This is a genomic window from Dokdonia sp., assembly GCF_039945015.1.
Taxonomy (GTDB): Bacteria; Bacteroidota; Bacteroidia; order Flavobacteriales; family Flavobacteriaceae; genus Dokdonia.
Map to the genome: position 1 here is coordinate 281,438 of NZ_JBDUXP010000004.1, position 18,943 is coordinate 300,380.

At 34.3% G+C, this 18,943-nt stretch carries 20 protein-coding genes; 4 read left to right on the forward strand and 16 right to left on the reverse strand.

What is annotated here, in order from left to right; translation table 11 throughout:
- Positions 1 to 96: 96 nt before the first annotated feature.
- From ABJD27_RS03480 to ABJD27_RS03510, 7 genes are all read right to left on the reverse strand, one after another.
- Positions 97 to 420, reverse strand: a complete 324-nt coding sequence (locus ABJD27_RS03480; protein ID WP_348201998.1) for a hypothetical protein — start codon at positions 418 to 420, stop codon at positions 97 to 99.
- Between the two features lie 603 nt (positions 421 to 1,023).
- Entirely contained in the window at positions 1,024 to 2,031 is a 1,008-nt protein-coding gene (locus ABJD27_RS03485) for a beta-ketoacyl-ACP synthase III (RefSeq protein WP_348171009.1), read from the reverse strand.
- Positions 2,032 to 2,280: 249 nt separating this feature from the next.
- On the reverse strand, positions 2,281 to 3,606 hold the full coding sequence (locus tag ABJD27_RS03490) for an AarF/UbiB family protein (protein WP_348171006.1): 1,326 nt from the start codon (positions 3,604 to 3,606) through the stop codon (positions 2,281 to 2,283).
- Positions 3,607 to 3,682: 76 nt separating this feature from the next.
- On the reverse strand, positions 3,683 to 4,360 hold the full coding sequence (locus ABJD27_RS03495; RefSeq protein WP_348171003.1) for a TetR family transcriptional regulator C-terminal domain-containing protein: 678 nt from the start codon (positions 4,358 to 4,360) through the stop codon (positions 3,683 to 3,685).
- Positions 4,361 to 4,509: 149 nt separating this feature from the next.
- Positions 4,510 to 4,884, reverse strand: coding sequence for a VOC family protein (locus ABJD27_RS03500; protein WP_348171000.1), 375 nt, complete (start codon positions 4,882 to 4,884; stop codon positions 4,510 to 4,512).
- A gap of 173 nt (positions 4,885 to 5,057) precedes the next feature.
- On the reverse strand, positions 5,058 to 5,393 hold the full coding sequence (locus ABJD27_RS03505) for a hypothetical protein (RefSeq protein ID WP_348170997.1): 336 nt from the start codon (positions 5,391 to 5,393) through the stop codon (positions 5,058 to 5,060).
- A gap of 240 nt (positions 5,394 to 5,633) precedes the next feature.
- The gene (locus ABJD27_RS03510; protein WP_348201999.1) at positions 5,634 to 6,515 is read right to left on the reverse strand and encodes a haloalkane dehalogenase; all 882 of its coding nucleotides are present in this window, start codon (positions 6,513 to 6,515) and stop codon (positions 5,634 to 5,636) included.
- A 180-nt stretch (positions 6,516 to 6,695) separates the two neighbouring features.
- On the opposite strand from ABJD27_RS03510, the gene ABJD27_RS03515 reads away from it, so the two are divergent.
- A complete protein-coding gene (locus ABJD27_RS03515; protein WP_348170992.1) occupies positions 6,696 to 7,586 on the forward strand; it encodes a LysR family transcriptional regulator in 891 nt (296 codons plus the stop codon).
- Positions 7,587 to 7,714: 128 nt separating this feature from the next.
- Here ABJD27_RS03515 and ABJD27_RS03520 read toward each other — a convergent pair whose 3' ends face one another.
- From ABJD27_RS03520 to ABJD27_RS03560, 9 genes are all read right to left on the reverse strand, one after another.
- Entirely contained in the window at positions 7,715 to 8,680 is a 966-nt protein-coding gene (locus tag ABJD27_RS03520) for a hypothetical protein (RefSeq protein WP_348170989.1), read from the reverse strand.
- Between the two features lie 20 nt (positions 8,681 to 8,700).
- Complete coding sequence (gene speB, locus ABJD27_RS03525) at positions 8,701 to 9,477, reverse strand: agmatinase (protein WP_348170986.1); 777 nt, start codon at positions 9,475 to 9,477, stop codon at positions 8,701 to 8,703.
- Between the two features lie 10 nt (positions 9,478 to 9,487).
- The gene (locus ABJD27_RS03530) at positions 9,488 to 9,895 is read right to left on the reverse strand and encodes a hypothetical protein (protein WP_348170983.1); all 408 of its coding nucleotides are present in this window, start codon (positions 9,893 to 9,895) and stop codon (positions 9,488 to 9,490) included.
- Positions 9,896 to 9,949: 54 nt separating this feature from the next.
- Positions 9,950 to 10,810 (reverse strand): bile acid:sodium symporter family protein, encoded by an 861-nt coding sequence (locus ABJD27_RS03535; protein WP_348170980.1) that lies wholly within the window; start codon positions 10,808 to 10,810, stop codon positions 9,950 to 9,952.
- Between the two features lie 164 nt (positions 10,811 to 10,974).
- Complete coding sequence (locus tag ABJD27_RS03540) at positions 10,975 to 11,643, reverse strand: hypothetical protein (RefSeq protein ID WP_348170977.1); 669 nt, start codon at positions 11,641 to 11,643, stop codon at positions 10,975 to 10,977.
- 403 nt (positions 11,644 to 12,046) lie between these two features.
- Positions 12,047 to 12,349, reverse strand: a complete 303-nt coding sequence (locus tag ABJD27_RS03545) for a hypothetical protein (protein WP_348170974.1) — start codon at positions 12,347 to 12,349, stop codon at positions 12,047 to 12,049.
- Positions 12,350 to 12,545: 196 nt separating this feature from the next.
- Entirely contained in the window at positions 12,546 to 13,235 is a 690-nt protein-coding gene (locus ABJD27_RS03550) for a DUF6304 family protein (RefSeq protein WP_348170971.1), read from the reverse strand.
- Positions 13,236 to 13,306: 71 nt separating this feature from the next.
- Entirely contained in the window at positions 13,307 to 13,612 is a 306-nt protein-coding gene (locus ABJD27_RS03555) for a hypothetical protein (protein WP_348202000.1), read from the reverse strand.
- A gap of 245 nt (positions 13,613 to 13,857) precedes the next feature.
- A complete protein-coding gene (locus ABJD27_RS03560; protein ID WP_348170965.1) occupies positions 13,858 to 14,463 on the reverse strand; it encodes a hypothetical protein in 606 nt (201 codons plus the stop codon).
- 357 nt (positions 14,464 to 14,820) lie between these two features.
- Between ABJD27_RS03560 and recN the strand changes: the two genes are divergently transcribed.
- From recN to ABJD27_RS03575, 3 genes are all read left to right on the forward strand, one after another.
- A complete protein-coding gene (gene recN, locus ABJD27_RS03565) occupies positions 14,821 to 16,473 on the forward strand; it encodes a DNA repair protein RecN (RefSeq protein WP_348170962.1) in 1,653 nt (550 codons plus the stop codon).
- A 436-nt stretch (positions 16,474 to 16,909) separates the two neighbouring features.
- Positions 16,910 to 17,734 carry an SDR family oxidoreductase gene (locus tag ABJD27_RS03570; protein ID WP_348170960.1) on the forward strand — a complete coding sequence of 275 codons (825 nt, stop codon included), beginning with the start codon at positions 16,910 to 16,912 and terminating at the stop codon, positions 17,732 to 17,734.
- Positions 17,735 to 17,937: 203 nt separating this feature from the next.
- Positions 17,938 to 18,939: a glycosyltransferase gene (locus ABJD27_RS03575; RefSeq protein WP_348170957.1), complete on the forward strand. Its 1,002-nt coding sequence runs from the start codon at positions 17,938 to 17,940 to the stop codon at positions 18,937 to 18,939.
- Positions 18,940 to 18,943 lie beyond the last annotated feature (4 nt).

Below are 18,943 nucleotides of genomic sequence, written 5' to 3' on the forward strand. Positions count from 1 at the left end.
TTAAAACAAAAATAGAGTAACACTCTAAATTAGAGTAGTACTCTATTTTGTAGATTTTTGAATTGCTGCTTAATTGGAGCACATAGAAGATACATGTTATTCCTCCTCATCATCTTCCTTGATGATTTGTTCTGCTTCTTCTATGGCACGTCTGGTTTTGTTTATTTTTTTATCTAAAAGCGCCTTACTTCCATAAATAGAAAATAAACTAAATACATTTAAAGGAATATATGCAATTAGTGCCCATCGTACCCACGTATGCTTCCAAAAAATGATAAACAAAGCGATGGCTATGAGCGTACGGATCGCCCAAATGATTGTTTTTCTTCGTCTGTATTGAGGGGATAAAACGGTTTCTGATTGGATGCTTTCCAGTTCCTTTTCAAAGGCATCTTTTAAGCTATCTTCTTGTTCTTCCATAGGTGTTTTATTTGTGTTTTTACGAAAATGTAACATGCTCCCCTCCGTCTATATCTCGTGCCTCGATATATCCACCTCTGCTACTTAGACAAGCTTAGCACAAGTCGCTGAGGGGAGGAGCTTTTGATTTTAGTTTTGAAGTATGCTTGGATTTCCATTTTGAGTTAAGGTATTCAGAGCATATTTTAGTTTCCCCTTCGGGAGTTAGGGAGAATTACTACTGAATGAACGACCTGTTGTTAATTCGTGTTTTTAAGTTATAATGTAAGGTGGCTGAGTGATTTTCTAAAAGAAAATTATATCGAAGCTACCATCTAATATACGATTCGGAAACGGAAAGTTTTCTCTTTTTTGTGCTCCGCATATTACAAAAAATAGAAAACAACCACCCGTTTTTATTTAAAGATACGAATTCAGGTATATAGGTTACTGTATTTGTTTTCGCGAAAGCGAATTATAAAAAAGTCATTAACGTAATATATGAGTTTCCCCTTCGGGAGTTAGGGGGAATTACTACTGAATGAACGACCCGTTGTTAACCAGTATTTTTAAGTTACAATGCAAGGTAGCTGAGTGATTTTCTAAAGGAAAATTGTATCGAAGTTACCATTTAATGATAGAACTAGCCCATGTGAAGCCACTACCGAAGGCAGCAAGCACAAGCGTATCTCCTTCTTTTACTTTCCCTTTTTCCCATGCTTCTGTAAGTGCAATAGGAATAGAGGCAGCCGTTGTATTTCCGTATTTCTGGATATTATTAAAAACTTGATCATCAGTAAGACCAAATTTCTTTTGTACAAACTGAGCGATACGAAGATTGGCTTGATGAGGGATGAGCATATCAATGTCATCTGCAGTAAGGTTGTTTTTGGCAAGTCCCTCTTTAATAACTTCAGAGAAGCGTACGACAGCATGTTTAAACACAAACGTACCGTTCATATATGGGTAATACGGAATATCTTCTGTAGGATTGGTCTCAATAATTTCAGGAACCCATTGTTCTGTACTTGGACCCTTTAATGAAAGCTGGAGAGCATGTTCTCCCTGACTATGTAAATGAGAAGAAAGAATTCCTTTGGTGGTATCTTCTTCACGCGTAAGCACAGCTGCTCCAGCGCCATCTCCAAAGATTACAGAAACAGATCGTCCTCTGGTGGTAAAATCTAAACCACCACTATGATTCTCGGCTCCGATGACAAGCACATTTTTATACATGCCCGTTTTTATAAACTGATCTGCTGTAGCCAGTGCATATACAAAACCACTACACTGATTACGTACGTCAAGTGCAGGAATGTTCTCCATCTCCATAAGATGTTGTACTTGTACGCCACATCCAGGAAAGTAATAGTCAGGACTTAAGGTAGCAAAGACAATCATCTCGATATCCTTATTTGTAAGTCCAGCACGTTCTATGGCAATAGTAGCGGCTTTTACGCCCATTTTTGCCGTAGAGTTTCCATCTCCTTTTTTAATATGACGGCGTTCTTTAATTCCAGTACGTTCCTGTATCCAAGCATCATTGGTATCCATCAGTTTTGATAGATCATCATTAGTAACAATATTTTCAGGAACATATGCGCCTAAACCGGCGATTCTAGAATTATACATACACGTATTTTTTATTTTATAAGTTTCTCACAATAGCGAAAAAAACGAAACACAAATATATGCCTTTGGTCGTTTCTTGAGAAGAAAGCACACACTCTTTAGTATGCGCGCATAGTAATAGTAACGTATGATTTGAATTCCTTAAATACTATGTATATAACTGAAAAAGAGCACTTGACTAAAAGCGCTCTTTTATTAACAACCTAACCAAATAAATGAAAAGCACTCGGCTAATCATTTATTTTTCCTTTATGCTACTTGAGGTGTATATGCATATTTTTCAAAGTTTTTTACTTTGATACGACCACCTAAGTCGTGCATTAAATTATAAAGTCCAAAAAATGTTCTGTTGATATATAGGAAATGTTTGCTTCCGCGATTTCCATTCATTTTTCGGATTTCTGTATCCTTACTGTATTTTTCGCTTAAAGTGGCAATCTTATCAAAGAAAGTAGAGTCGCTAAAATCAAATTCTTCTAGATGTAATGGTTCTGTAAATAAGCTTAACATCTCATGAAAAAGTGCTGAAAAGAATGCAATTTGATCTGGAGTATCATCTTCTCTAAGAATTTCTAATTCAAATAATTTGGTTTTAAAAACCTCAGGGTTATTGATGTTCTTCTTTTCGGCTAATTCAAAATAGGGAACATAAAACTCTTCGGGTACGTGCTTAATACACCCAAAATCGATGGCAATTAGATTAGCATCTTTGTCTACCAAGAAGTTTCCAGGATGAGGATCTGCGTGTACTCTTTTAAGACGGTGCATTTGGAACATATAAAAATCCCATAATGCCTGACTCAATTGATCTGATGTTGCTTGATCTGTGTTATGGGCAACAAACTCACTAAGATGTTCTCCATCCATCCAGTCCATTGTTAGGATACGCTCACTAGATACTTCTGGATAATAGGTAGGGAAGATAAGATTAGGGATCAACTTACAGTCGGATACCATCTCCATGCTTTGTGCGAGTTCTAATGTATAATCGGTTTCTTCTAGGAGTTTGTCTTCTACTTCTTTAAAGTATTTTTCTTTGCCTTTTCCTTGTAGATTAAACATCCTAGATGCAATAGGTTTTACCAATGCAAGATCACTACTGATACTATCTGCAACGCCAGGATATTGGATTTTTACAGCAAGTTTTTTCCCGTCTAGTGTAGCCTTATGAACTTGACCTATACTCGCAGCATTCACACTTTGAGCCGTAAATGTATCAAATAAATCTTCTGGATATTTTCCTAAGTATCTTTTAAAAGTCTTACGTACCAGTGGTGCAGAAAGCGGTGGTACAGAAAATTGAGAAAGTGAGAACTTCTCTACATATGCTCTAGGCATGATGTTCTTTTCCATACTTAGCATTTGTGCTACTTTAAGGGCACTTCCTTTGAGGCTTTTTAGACTGTCATAAATATCTTCGGCATTGTTTTCATTTAATTTTTCTTTGGTAAGGGAAGGGTTTATGACTTTCTCACCATAATATTTTACATAATTTACACCCACTTTAGCTCCTGTTTTTACAAGTTTTGAAGCGCGTTGCAATTTATTGGTAGGGATGTGATCTATTGATTTCATAGGCTTCAATTCTTTGTAGGTGGGAACTTTATTTTAATGAGTTTGGTATTTTGTTTTAAAGCGGTGTTCTTTCTTTTTACGCTTTCGCGAAAGCGAACTTATCCTTGATTAAAAATTTTCCAAAATCAATAATACTTTCAAGAGGCGTTGTTTCAAATACATCAAAAATGGCCTTTACAGATTTTTCTATCGCGACATCTGTCTTTTCAAATCCAGCCGACGTATCATCCATCCAGTATTTTAATAGGAATAAAAATTGCAGCCAAGCACCTTCACTAAAGAGTTGTACTGGGTTTTTGGTGATCTTATATGCTTTCTCCTCATTACTCACTTCAATAAGCGCAGTTGCAAACTCGCGTACTTTATGACGTAACTCTTTAAGTTGTTCTAGATTTTTTAAGGGCATTTGATGCTCTTTTAATGCATACAAGGCATAACTTCTATTTGCTGTAAGATTCTCAAACATCGTAAAGAAAAAAGAAAGCATCTTATCTTTATTTGGGTAATTTTCAAAGTCTTTATCCTTATGTAAAACGGCTACAGTATTTTCATATAATGCAACCCAGATATGTTGTTTTAAACCTTCAAAAGACCCGAAGAATTCATAAAACTCAGCTTCTGTAAATTTTGAGTCTTTACAAAACTTATAGATGGTTGCTGGTGGTTTTCCATGTTCTAATACGTAGTCCATATAGATAGAAATAATCGTAGTCGCGTCTATCTTTTTCTTAGTCGTTTTCTTTGAAGTTGCCATAACGTAGTTGTTTATACAGTAAAGATAAAAAACGTTTATCGTATATTAGATATCGTTAAACAAAATACTTTGTTAAAGTTGTTTCAAAATATTTGAAAGAAGATAGGAATACTGGGGGATGAGAAGTAATATATCCCTTGATGAGGTGTCTAATTTTTGGATTGTGCAAACTCTCCGATATGCCATAATACGCCTGATGGATCATGTACAAAGAATTCTTTTCCCCAATCATTATGGTGTATTTCAGAAACGCGAACACCTTTATATTTTGAGTCTAGATGTAACTCTTTTACTTTTATGAGATGATCTTCTACAGTGTCTACTTCTAGAAATACCATAAGATTTTCTATCCACTTCTTTACATAATAATCCTGTAAATAAAAACCAAAATCACCTATGGAGAAATAGGACATTTTTGGATCTATTTTCACCTCTTTAAAACCAAGATCTAGATAGAAATTTCTAGAGATGTCATAGTTCTTTGCTCCAATAAAAGTGCGTATTGATGTTACCATAAATTCCATGGGTTACTGTTTTTTTAAACATACCTAAATTTATAAAAAATGATTTTATAAAGTAAAAATAACGATGCATCATAAAGAAATCAATAAAAGGCGAGTATTGTTTATATTATTGATTTCTTTATGATGTAGTATTATTGAGATATACGCTTTCGCGAAAGCGTATAAAAGAGTAATTACTCTAAGGATTTTAATTTTTTACTTAGCCGCTTAAATAGTTTAAAAAATAGAATGGTTAAGATGATAAAGACAAGAAAGACTAGTATCCTAAATTGGATCGTTAGTGATGCTACTTCTGATCCATCTCCCCAAGGTTTTCCATAACTCATAGCACTTGCAACTGCTTCAAATACGCCTATAAATAATCGTCCTTTTAATTCTGAGACAAAACTTCCACTGCCTGTAGACATTATAAATCCGTGTAAAAATCCAGTTAGTGGAAAACTAAGAGCAAAACTTATGAGTATAGATGGAATTAATTCAGGAAGGTTTTTTTTGATCGCTATTTTCATTTAGTTACGTTAGAGGCTATTACTCTTATTTGTATAAAGAACATTACGATTGTTACAATCTTAGGCATTGTTAATCACCAGCTAGAAGGATATATATTATTTTATACGCTTTCGCGAAAGCGTATAAAAGAAACATACAACTTCCTATTCATTTGATATACTCTAGTAACAAGAAAGAACCCTATAAACGATTTGCTTATAGGGTTCTTGAAATGATTTAGAATTTACTTTAAATTGAATCTAATCGTCAAGCTTTAATATAAACTCTTTTATTTTTTGACCAATCAAATCAGGATTATCTTCTTGAATAAAATGGACTCCTTCTCCAATATTCACAGATTCTAAATTGGGTATGTTTTCAATAATCCAATTTCTTACGGGTTCTGGCATAAAGGCACCAGGCTCAGCATAAAAGAATAATTTAGGGAGTTTAGAATTTTGCAAGGCTTCTCTATAATTTTTTACAATCGAAGCAGTTAACTCAGGCTTCCCGTTTAAAGGCACCTGAGAAATAAATTTCCAAATGGGTTTTCTACTTTCTACTGTTTGAAAAGGAGCTCTATATCCTTCCAATTCTTCCTCTGTTAACCCTTTTGAGACCCAAGTTGGTAGAACATCGTTCAAAAATATATTGTCTTCTGCAACCATTTTATAGCCTTCAGGACCACGTAACTTAGTAAAAAACTCAATGTGTTCTTTTGGGAAAAAGGTACCAATATCTTGGATGATTCCTTCCATAAAAACAATTGCCTTTACATTATCTTGATGGTTTGCAAAATAATTAAACCCTATTCCAGATCCCCAATCATGTAACACCAATGTAATGTTTTTAAGCCCCATCTGTTCGATTAACTTTTCTACATAGCCATATTGCTCCATATACGTATAGTCAATTGCGGGCTTATCAGATTTTCCCATTCCCATTAAGTCAGGAACAATAATATGATGTCCGGTCCCTTGTACATACGGCGTAATATTTCGCCATAAAAAACTGTTTGCTGGATTTCCGTGTAAAAATAAGATTGGATTTCCTTTTTCTTCCTTGCCATATTCTAGTACGTGCATTGTACTCCCATAAACTTCATAATAATTGGAGTGCGGGTCTTGATTATTTTGTGCCATAGTTTCTGTTTTAATGATTCCTGTAAAAAAAAATGCGACTAATAGAATTTTGATTTTAGTACTTGAAAGTTGAAAAATATCCTTCATGATTCCTACAATTATTTGATGGTACAAAGATAAAATGATTGTATATATAAAAAAAATGAATTAATTTTATGATTTCTATAAATTATTTGAATAATGGATGTTTCATTACGAAATTTAAAACTGGTTAATGTTATTGTAAAAGAGGGCTCAGTAACAAAGGCTTCAGAAAAATTATTCCTTTCTCAGCCTGCATTAAGTCATCAGCTTAAAAAGCTAGAAGAAGAAATAGGATTAAAAGTGTTTAACCGGCTAAACAAAAAATTAATTCTTACTGAAGTAGGACAAATTCTTTTTGATAATTCAGAAAAGATGTTGGTTTCTATGAATCAGCTCAACTCAGAATTAGATGAAATAAAAAAAGGGAAGAAAAAGAAAATTAGATTGACAACCGAGTGTTATACATGCTATCACTGGTTGCCAAGTGTCATTCAAGAATTTAGAAAAAGCAATCCGGCGATTACTGTACAGATTGATATCGAGGCTACAAAAGAACCTTTACAATACCTTATGGAAGGAGCCATCGATCTAGCTATTGTAAGCACTAGATCTCATCATTCATCTATTCATTTTGAACCTTTGATTACCGATGAGATGGTTGCCGTTGTATCTAAAGACAATCCATTATGCACGTTGGAAAAACTCAATTTAACAGACCTCATTCATCAAAACTTAATTCTATACGATATCCCAGAAGAAAAGAATTATGTACTCACCAATATCTTACATAATAATATAGGACTCGTAAATTCTATTCAGAAAGTACAATTAACAGAAGCAATTATTGAATTGGTAAGTGCAAACCTTGGAATTTCTGTGATGGCAAAATGGTCTGTAGCTCCTTTTATACATACTAAGAATTTAGAAATAATTCCATTTGATGCGAGTTTAGGAAAGCGGAATTGGTCTGTTGCGAGTTTGCATAAAATTTCTAATATCGAACATTCATTTATCGATGAAGTAAAGAAAGCATTTCTTGACGTTTAATATATAAAAAAGTGTACTTGCTAAGAGGTTTCCTTTCTTTACAATTAACTTATATACGGTAATTTCTTTATGAAATTCATCCCAGAAGTATCTTTTATAATCAGGTATCATTTAAAATAGATAGTTAATTAATGCTTGTATCCTTCTGCTCGTTTCTTTTCTACTTTTAAGATATTGTTTTGTATATCTTTCATAATAATTTTTCCCCACCAGCCTGCATAAAAATTAAAAGTAGTATTCATTTTGAAGTTGCTATATAAATGCAAACGATAGGTGCCTTCTTTTAATTTTTCGAGTTCATATGTTCCATTTAAGACATCAAAATATTTCCCTCCAATAAGGATGTGTTCATCTAGTGTCGTAGAGGGGATTTCGTAGGTATTTGCTTTGATAGAAAACACCATTTTTTTATTCTCTTCGTATTCTGTAACCGTCTCTCTAAAGATAAGTCCGTTGGTAAACATAGCTTCTCGATACGCTCCAACACCATTGTAGTTTAGTTCGGCTTTTAATGGTCTAGGAAATCCTAAGAATTCAGTGAGATATCCTGTGTCGTCATCTTGTTCAATTGTTTTTACACGAGTGACATGTTTCCAAATAGTTGCTACATCTGCTTCAATATCTATATAAGTATATGCTTTATAGGTTCCTGGTATCTTTTCTATGACTTGTTCTAAAGGAGCAATAAGAAAGGGAATAAGTATCAACAAAGAAATGTGTAGTCGGTCGTTACGTTTTCTACCCTTTAAGTATCCTCCGATGCAACCTCCGATAGAAGATGCAATTAAGAAAACTGGAAGTATCATTAACCAACATGCCCAGCCTTCAATTTCAAGAGCAAGCGTGATGAATAGAAATAAGATAATGGGTAACCAAGGGGCTAAAATGCGATACCATGCTTTTTTAGCCAATTCTTTGTCAGATAGATACACTGTTAATGCACCTAGTATAGATGGTAAAAGAAATAAGAAAGTGACTGACATGACGGAGAATACACCATTCCAATCTTTTACGCCAAAGATGAGTCGCAATACAATAGCATATGCAGTAGGAATTGCAACTGCAATAAGTAAATTCTTATATTTTCTATTCATAGGTATATGTAAATCTTATGTTACATCATTTTTACTAGAATCTCTTTCATCATTTTGGCGGCAAGAAAAGCGGTCATATTCTGAAAATCTCTATTGGGATTGTACTCTACAATATCAGCACCTATCACTTCGGCATCGATGCTTTGTAATAAGTCAAGAACTTGTCGGGAAGATAAACCTCCAGGTTCGTGATGTGACACACCAGGTGCGAAAGCAGGATCAAAACCATCCATATCTAGTGAGATATACAATGGATTTTTAAATGTAGGAATATTGTTGATATCATAATCCTTCATTTGGTGAACCTCTACTTGGTATTTTTCTGCTTGTTCTGCTTGGTGCGTATTCAGTGTTCGGATACCTACTTGAACTAATTTTACAGCAAATCCATTTTCCATAATCCTAGCAAATGGACAGGCATGAGAATAGGGGTCTCCTTCAAAATTATCGTACAGATCTGCATGCGCATCAATATGTAAAATATCTAATTTGGGATACTTTTTATGATGCGCTTTTATAATAGGAAATGTGATAGAATGATCTCCGCCTAGTGTAAACACCTTATGACCTGAATCAAGATGTTTCTCTGTTATTTTTTCAATATCAAAATAGTCAGTGATTTCAAAATCTCCTTTGTCTTCAACACTATCTTGTTCTATAGAAATTCCATTTTCGGCAAATAAGTTAAGAGAGCCAGAATGTAATGCCTCTCTAATGAGGGGAGGCGCTAGTTTTGGTCCTTGTTGATAAGATGATTTTTCATCAAACTGTATTCCTTGAATTGCTATTTTATGCATGAAGGTATGATTATAATTTTGCAGCTATTTTTCCGCCGAGCCACGCCATAGGAATATAAGCTAGTGCGATATCGGTGATTGTAAACCAAGTAGGACCTGGTACCATATAATTAACTGCAATGCCTCCTAGTAAGAATATTGCTCCAACAATCATAGCGCATCTCATTTTATGAGTTGTTGCAATCTTATATGCAATGATAGCTCCAACTAGCGTTCCTAATGCATGTGCCAAAAATGGAAAGATAAAATGTTTTGCACCTAAGGTAGGCATGACTTCGGCTAGTGCTTCCATGTCATTAGGATCAAGCCCTTCAATAGGCATGGTTGTGTAGCCTATTTGGATCAAGCCCATGTTAATAAGACTACCACCAAGCCATCCTATAATAATGGCTAAAATATTTCTAAGAATAGGATTCATACGATATGTTTTTAGGTTAGTTATTGACCTAAATATACTATTTATAGAATTAACTCATGGGTTGCTATTCGCCATTTTCATTCCTATACCTATCACGATACCACTGGTAAGAAACATAATAAGACTGTACACTGCAGGTGCAATGGCGTAATTTTCATTTAGTAAAATTCCAGAAGCTATGGCGATAGCCATGGTTCCGTTTTGAATCCCAGATTCTATGGATATGGTGAGGGATTGAGCAAAGTTTAATTTGGCTATTTTAGCTGTCGCGAAACCAATACTCATGGTGATTAGATTTAATGCAAGTGTTGCAAATCCAGCCTGTTGTAAATAGGGGATGATATCTTCTTTTTTCTTTAAGACCAATGCAATAATGACCAAAAATAAGACTGCCGCCGAAGCAATTTTTACAGGTTTACTCATGCTATCTGCAAAGGTAGGTTTAGAACGTTTTATGGCCATCCCGACTGTCACAGGAATAATCACAACTACAAAAATCTGAATCACTGTTTGTAGTTTATCTATTTGGATCATCTCGTTGGCATTTAAAAACTGCTTTAAAGCAAAATCAATAACAAATGGAATGGTAAATATGGTGATAAGGCTATTGGCTGCTGTAAGTGATACGGATAAGCTGGTATCGCCTTTGGCGAGATGTGTGATAAGATTGGATGTAGGACCTCCTGGGCAAGCAGCAAGGATCATCACTCCAATGGCAATATCGGTATCTACGTTCATTACAGAGACAAGTACATACGCGATAATGGGTAGTAGTATAATCTGATTGAGTAAACCAACAATAATGGCTTTAGGACGTTGAAACAGGCGTGTAAAATCTTGTAGGGTTAATGATAATCCCATACCAAACATAATGATGATTAATGCAACGGCAAGAATAATAGTTCCTAGATCCATAAAGATTGATTTTAAGTGTTAGGTTGTTGTTAGTCAGCGCTTTTTAAAAGCTTTCTAAAAATAGGGAAAGATTTTGGGATAGACACAAATTTGTGCGATCAAGGTGTTTTTGGAGTATACCTAGAATAAAGAATGAATACTATAGAAGAATGTTAGCTTCTGATTTAATCTTTGAGTTCGTCAAATTCTTCATCGGTCAGAATTGATGATAATTCATAGTCAATCGTATCTTGATCAATGTATTTTACACATTTTATCATACCTAAGGAATGTGCATAATAGGTTATTTGATACATTTCATGTGTTACATTATGATCGTGAAACACATTTTTATATTCTTCTATAAACTTCGCGCAATCGTATGATTTTCCTTGTACTTCAATAGTTTCAAAGCCTATAAATTTTCTTGACTTGTTAAGAGTCGTATTCCCATATTCACCCGTAATGTTAATTTCATAATCATATTCAATATCACTATTCCATTTATAGACATCATTTTTTACGATATCGGCAACATGTGATTTTGTTAATACAAAATAATGCTTTTGATAGTCAATAGCTTTAACTAAAATTGTTCCGTTACTAACGTACTTCTCAACAAAATAATTGAATTTAAAAAACTCCTCATTAAACCCTTCAGTTATCAATTCATCTCTTACATCATCATATGTTACCCTCCAGAAATAGCGATCCTTTGAGTCTTTGATATTCACATATTGATAAGTAGTTGGATTTTTGTTTTTACTTTTTGAGAAATAATATTCGCTGACATCATTTTGGGCTCGCGCTGCAATAAAGAAAAGAAGTATGAATGTATTAATAGTTATTTTCATTTGGTGCGTATGCTTCCAATTAATGATTATGTATACGATGAGTTATGTCTACCTGTCAAAGGTAGATTCTTTAAGCGTCTAATGTAACAAATACCAACTGAATAGAAAATTAGTAAAATTTCCCGAATATCCTGTCAGTTTATATCAAGTGATCGTTTACGTATGAGATTCTAAAAATAAGGATTAATTCCAATGGATTATTCCTAATAGACAAAAGCTATGACCCTAAGATCATAGCTTTTGTTCTTATATGCTTTTTATTAAAGTTCTTTAATATGGGTGGCGTCAGATACTTCCTTTTCTATCTTATGAATAGCCTCTTCATTCTGATGTACAGCCTGTTAAGCGATACAGTTGCTTTCTTTTTTAGCTACAGCATCTACTTTATCTGCTGTTATTTTTGCTACTGTTTATGCTGCTTGAGCAATTCAGCTTTTTCTGTTGCTATTTCTGCGTCAGTCGCAGGTATAACTGGCTTAGGAGCTTCAATATTTGTTAACTCAGCGGCAGCGGCATTTTCATCAACTGCTGGGTTTGCTTTCAATTCAGCTTTAATAGCTGCAATTTCAGCATCACCAGTTAATTGTGGTGCATTTTCATCAGACATTGTTGTCAATTGATTCTTAAAGTCCGCATGAAAATTTTCTGGAAGTGCTGCTAAAATTTCACTCTCGTTGGCTTGTAAACTCTTTTTTTCTATGCTCATTATATACTGTTTTATAAATATTACTATTAATTGATTAATTTTAAGTAAGGTACTGAATATGTGTTTAATAATCAGTTACAATTTTTATTTTTATACAATTCTGATGTGTCAATGTCAATCATTAAATATTCTTTTTCGCCCATAATAACGTCAAAAAGATAAGTTTTTTAACTCAGTTCTTTGTTAGGCAATAGTTTTATCCTCTATATCCTACATTCTCACTTCTTACTTCGTATTCTTCACAGTAATAAGTTTCTTGTACTATTCTATCCTCTCTATTTAAACCGAAAAATTGTGTTTTATTTTTGACTTTTAAATAATCTTCTTTTTGATTTTTGAAACAGAACATACTTCCAAATATAGGATTCCCATATGGGCTATAGTCTGAAAAGTTACAACCAAAGCAATTATTAAATTTATATTTCGGTTCAATTTTCTTTTGAATTAGAGTAAAAACTCCTTCAAAATCTTCACTCTTAACAGTTAACATTTCATTATTCATTTTTAAACTCAAAGAAACTCCAATTCTATCTATTACACCATTTCCTAAACTTTTTCCGAGTTCAATTTTTATATCAAGCTCTTTTTCAAAAACTTCTTTCCTTTCAATGTCTTTTATTAGTATAGGAATGAAAACATTTATTTTACAGTCGCATAGTTCATAAACAAACCCTTGTCCGCAAGAGACTTTATTTAGTGAAAATATTTCTAATCCAGTTTTTGAATAATCGTCATGATTTAACAATTCAAAATCATCAAAGGATGTACCTTCAAATTTGAAAGTATTTAACTCAAATCTTAGATACTCAAAATCGTTTTCAATTTCAATTTCAGATACATCTGAATTATTCTCAAAAAAACCTTTAAATGTTCTCTGGTTTATCATTCTCTAAATTATTACGAACGTGTTTGTGTATGGCGCGTTTTAATGCATTTTTACATAGTGCTATAAATTTTTTATATTTCAATATCAAACATTTTATTCAACCGCCATTCAGCTACTTTCTGAATCCTTAGAATTCTATTTGCTAATTCAGGATTATATGAGCATCTTTCTCTATCAAAGCCGATCCAGTCAGGGAAGTGAATTTTTGCAAGTTTAAACATTAGTTTATTAAAGTATTTTGGTCCGTAACTTTCTATTTTATCTTTGTCTCCAACGATCAAGCAAGTCCTATAATGGATTACATAGACAAAGGCACGAGTCAAATTATATGACGGATTTGGTATACCTTCATCCTCCCAATAAACTGCCCAAGACATACCCTCAGTCTCCATTTTGGGATTTGAAATTGAAGTTTCCTTTGGCAATGAGTTTTTATGGTAAATCATTGCTATCCAAAAACGAAAGCCAAGGTATATGTGGATTATGAATTCGATATGCTTTATTGTTTATAACGGCCTCAGCTATGAGTAGTTGCGTGGTTTAACACTTAATTTTGCAAGTACACACCAAACTGAAAATCCTCGCGGATTTTCAGAAGTAGGCGAAGACAAGCAATTACTTATTAGCCATTGTTAGGCACAGTTTTATATTTCCTCCAAGCGTCCCTTAATTGTTCTGCAGCATGTGAAATACTATAGTTTGGTTCTGTGTTGATCATACTGACTCTTAATTCTTTATATTCTATATCGGCTAGTCCGCTAGCAACAGAATACTTTAATTCCAATTCAGGTGTGTCCTTTTCTATTATATCAACTAATTCATCGGTAAATGAATTTCTGATTACGTGACAAATTAATCTTAAATCGTTTTCACTTAATTCGCTATTTAAAAAAGCTTCAAATGCAACTGCAATATATTCAACCTTCGCCAAGGAATCACTTTGTTCAATTGAAGTAAACAAAGCATCACCAAATTTGATTCTTCTTTTAGAGTCTAATCTAGACTCTTCTATCAATTTTCTTTTTTTGACTTCATCAATTTCTCCAATGCACTCAACAAACCTTTTAATTTTATTTAAATAGGCTTTATCACGTATGTTCTTTATTCCTTTAATTACTTTTAAAGATGTGCCTAGAATTGGAATTTCTTTTATGACTTCATTTTCAATAAGTGAATCAAGTGCCATTTCTCCTGTATCCGCTAATATGTCCTTAAAATTCTCGTCCATTATTCGTTTTGATTCAAATTGTGCCAATATGTATATATAATCACCTAAAATACTATAAAAAAAATATAACACTCTCATTTATAGTGGATTTTGCTAAAAGCAAAAGGTGAATATATATCCGATACAATTATTTACAAACGACTACAAACATTTGTAAATTGCAATATGCATCTAGTATTCACCAATCTCCAAAATCCCCTCCAACTAATCTTACGGTTTCCCGTAATCCACCCCAAATTAATAGCAACACAAAATCAAATCAACTCCATAAAATCGGAAAAATTCCAAATAACACTATAAATTCCATTCGTGTTTTGGAGAAACTCCATATATTTACAGCATCATAAATCCAAGCACGTGCTCACATCCTTATCCATAAAAAACTATGCGCTTATAGAAGAAGCGCAACTCAATCTTAAAGATGGCTTTACAGTCATTACGGGAGAGACGGGAGCGGGAAAATCTATTCTTCTCGGTGCGTTAGGATTGATTACTGGGAAGCGAGCAGATAGCTCAAGTGCAGGAGATATGACTGCCAAATGTATCATAGAAGGTGTTTTTGATATTGCGGCTTACCAACTAGTGACATTCTTTAAACGACATGACTTGGATTATGAAGAAGCAACGATCATCCGTCGGGAGATTTTACCATCAGGAAAAAGTCGTGCGTTTATCAATGATACACCCGTTACACTAGCGCAATTACACGCTTTAGGAGAACGACTGGTCGATATCCATAGTCAACATAAAACACTGGACGTCCTAGAAAATGAATATCAATTTGAAGTACTCGATACCTTTGCAAATGCATTACCACTTCGTAAAACATACGCAAAGCACTATACTGCTTGGAAAGACAAACAAGCATTATTGACTCAAATTCAAGAGAAGAAACAACGAGCACAGTTAGAATTTGATTACCAATCTTTTCTGTTTAATGAGCTGGATGAGGCCAAACTTATAGAAGGTGAATTTGAGCAGTTAGAAACTCAGCTCAAAACCTTAAGTCATGCCGAGGAAATTCAAGAAAGCCTAGCGACGGCACAACAAAAACTAGCACAAGACGAATTAGGGATTATTGATCAATTATCGGAGGCGAGAAATGCACTTTCCAAGATCAGTAGTTTTGGGGAAGGGTATGAAGCTATTTATAATAGATTACATAGCGTTTTTCTGGAACTAGATGACCTTACCCAGGAACTCTCAGATCTAGCCGATGGAGTAGATGCAGACCCATTGACTTTAGAAAAAACAAACAACCGTATCCAGTTATTGTATAACTTGATGAAGAAACATCAGGTAGATTCGGTGAGTGAACTTATTGCCATTCGGGAACGCTTAGATGCCGAGCTATATGCGGTACAAAATGTAGATGATCAGATTGCAAAGATGGAGGAGGAGATCGCTTTCGCGAAAGCGGAATCTCAAAAAATTGCTACCCAATTACGTGAGAAACGTACCAAAACTATCCCAAAACTGAAAGCCTCTATTGAGAAAATATTAATAGAATTAGGCATGGCAAATGCACAATTCCAAGTTGAATTAGTACCTGTAAACGAGCTCACTGCCAAAGGAATCGATGCATTATCATTCTTATTTTCGGCCAATAAAGGAATGGATGTAAAACCGTTAGGGAAAGGTGCTTCTGGAGGAGAACTATCCAGGGTTATGCTTGCAATTAAAGCCGTTTTAAGTAGACATAAAAAATTACCAACCCTTATTTTTGATGAGATCGATACTGGAGTTAGCGGCGATGTCGCTGTAAAAATGGGGGGGATTCTTAAAGACATGGGCAATACAATGCAACTTATAAGCATCACACATTTGCCACAAATTGCAGGACAAGGAGCTTCACACTTTAAAGTTTTTAAAACAGACGAAGGAGAGAAGACCAAAACCAAAATTCATACCCTCTCAGAAGACGATCGTATTATTGAAATTGCAGCTATGCTGGGCGGTAATAGTCAAACTACTGCCGCATTAGAACATGCCAAAAACTTACTGAATTAGTGATTTTAAGATCACTTTTAGTATTGATATTTTTTAAAAACATCGATGAACTACACACATGACCCCGTAGAACTACCTGTTTTTTAGGTTAGGTATATATCAGGTGTCATCAGTTTTAAAACCACTCTATATTTGTACTATTATGATTTGGAGGTTGTATCAGTCTAAATATCAAAATGGGGATTTTGAATACATATGAAGCTGATAATAAAAACAACCTAGATGCTATGGAACAGTGAGTGTTTAAATACATCTGAAACAAAATAAAAATTATATCAAGTTGGAAAAACCTGTAGTTTTATAAAAACTACAGGTTTTTGTTTTTTCTACAATCTACCGTTGTAAAATATTCTCCATTCACACGTATATATATTAAAAAATAAACGCCGATATTTGTTCTGTAATTAGAATCAACTTTTAACCGAATACTATAACCATGGGGTATAATTTACTTAAAGGAAAAAAAGGAATCATTTTTGGAGCATTAGATGAGCATTCAATTGCTTGGAAAACAGCCGAGAGAGTACACGAAGAAGGTGGTACTTTTGTACTTACCAATGCACCTATCGCAATGCGTATGGGAACACTTAAAACATTGGCAGAGAAAACAGGTTCTGAGATTGTTCCTGCAGATGCAACATCTATAGAAGATCTAGAGAACTTGGTAGACAAAGCGCAAGAGATTTTAGGAGGAAAACTTGATTTTGTACTACACTCTATCGGGATGTCTGTAAACGTACGTAAAGGACGTCCATATACAGATCAAAACTATGTGTGGACCGAAAAAGGATGGGATGTAAGTGCCGTATCTTTTCACAAAACGATGCAAACCTTATATAAGAAGGATGCAATGAATGAGTGGGGAAGTATTGTTGGATTGACCTATATGGCTGCACAACGTGTATTTCCAGATTATAACGATATGGCAGATAATAAAGCATTTTTAGAATCTATTGCTCGTAGTTTTGGATACCACTTTGGAAAAGAGAAAAATGTACGTGTAAATACCATTTCTCAATCCCCAACACCAACAACAGCTGGACAAGGAGTTAAAGGATTTGATGGCTTTATTGCCTTTGCAGAAAAGATGAGCCCGCTAGGAAATGCAACAGCGCAAGACTGTGCAGATTATACAATGACATTATTCTCAGATCTTACCAAGCGTGTAACTATGCAAAACCTATATAATGATGGTGGGTTTAGTAACACAGGTGTAAGTAGAGAAGTGATGGAAGCTTTTATAAAAGATCAGGAAGAATAAGATAAGTTGTTTGTCTGATTTTGTTTTTTGCAAAACGATACTCAGATATTTTAAATTATTTACAGTATATAAAATAGAGTACTATTCTACTTGAGGATAGTACTCTATTTTTTTGTGTCTTCGTTTTTCTTCTAGAGAAAGGAGTTTAATTTTTTCCGCTTTCGCGAAAGCGAAAATAACCCGAAACCCTATCTTTGTGCAATATGCAATTATCCTATTCATTTATCATACCCGTATACAATCGTCCTGATGAGATTAAAGAACTACTCGATAGTTTTGCAAGTCAGGATACGACAATACCTTACGAAATTGTGATTATAGAAGACGGTTCTTCTATACCTAGTGATGTGGTGATAACAGAGTATACAGACCTATTAAATGTTACTTATTTTTCAAAACCCAACTCAGGACCAGGTAGTTCTAGAAACTACGGTATGGCACGTGCAGCGGGTAATTACTTTATCATATTAGATTCAGATTGCATTTTGCCACCACATTATGTACGTGTGATGGATGAAGCGTTATCACAAGAATATGTCGATTGTTTTGGAGGACCCGATGCGGCACACCCTTCTTTTTCTACTTTGCAAAAAGCGATAAACTATAGTATGACTTCTTTCTTTACAACAGGAGGTATACGAGGGGGAAAGAAACAAGTAGACGATTTTCAACCCCGTAGTTTTAATATGGGATTGTCTAAAAAAGCATTTGAAGCCAGTAATGGTTTTGGAGATATTCATCCAGGAGAAGATCCAGACTTGGTATTGCGTTTATGGGATTTAGGATTTAAAACACGCTTGCTAACCGATGCTTATGTATACCATAAACGTCGTATTTCTTGGTCAAAATTTTATACACAAGTTAATAAGTTTGGGATGGTACGCCCCATATTAAATAGTTGGCACCCAGCATCTACAAAGATTACCTATTGGTTTCCAACGGTATTTATTCTTGGGATTATAGGTAGTATTGTGGTGGGTATATTTGGATGGTTTTTGCCTTTATACTTTGTGATAGGTTATATCGTTCTTATAGGAGTACACGCTACTCTTGTAAATAAGAATCTTACTATAGGTGTGATGGCTATTGCAGCGACACTTATACAGTTTTATGGATATGGCACAGGTTTTTTAAAATCGATCATAGCGATACGATGGTTAGGAAAGGAACCCAAAAAACGGTTTCCTCATTTATTTTTTAAGTAATTTA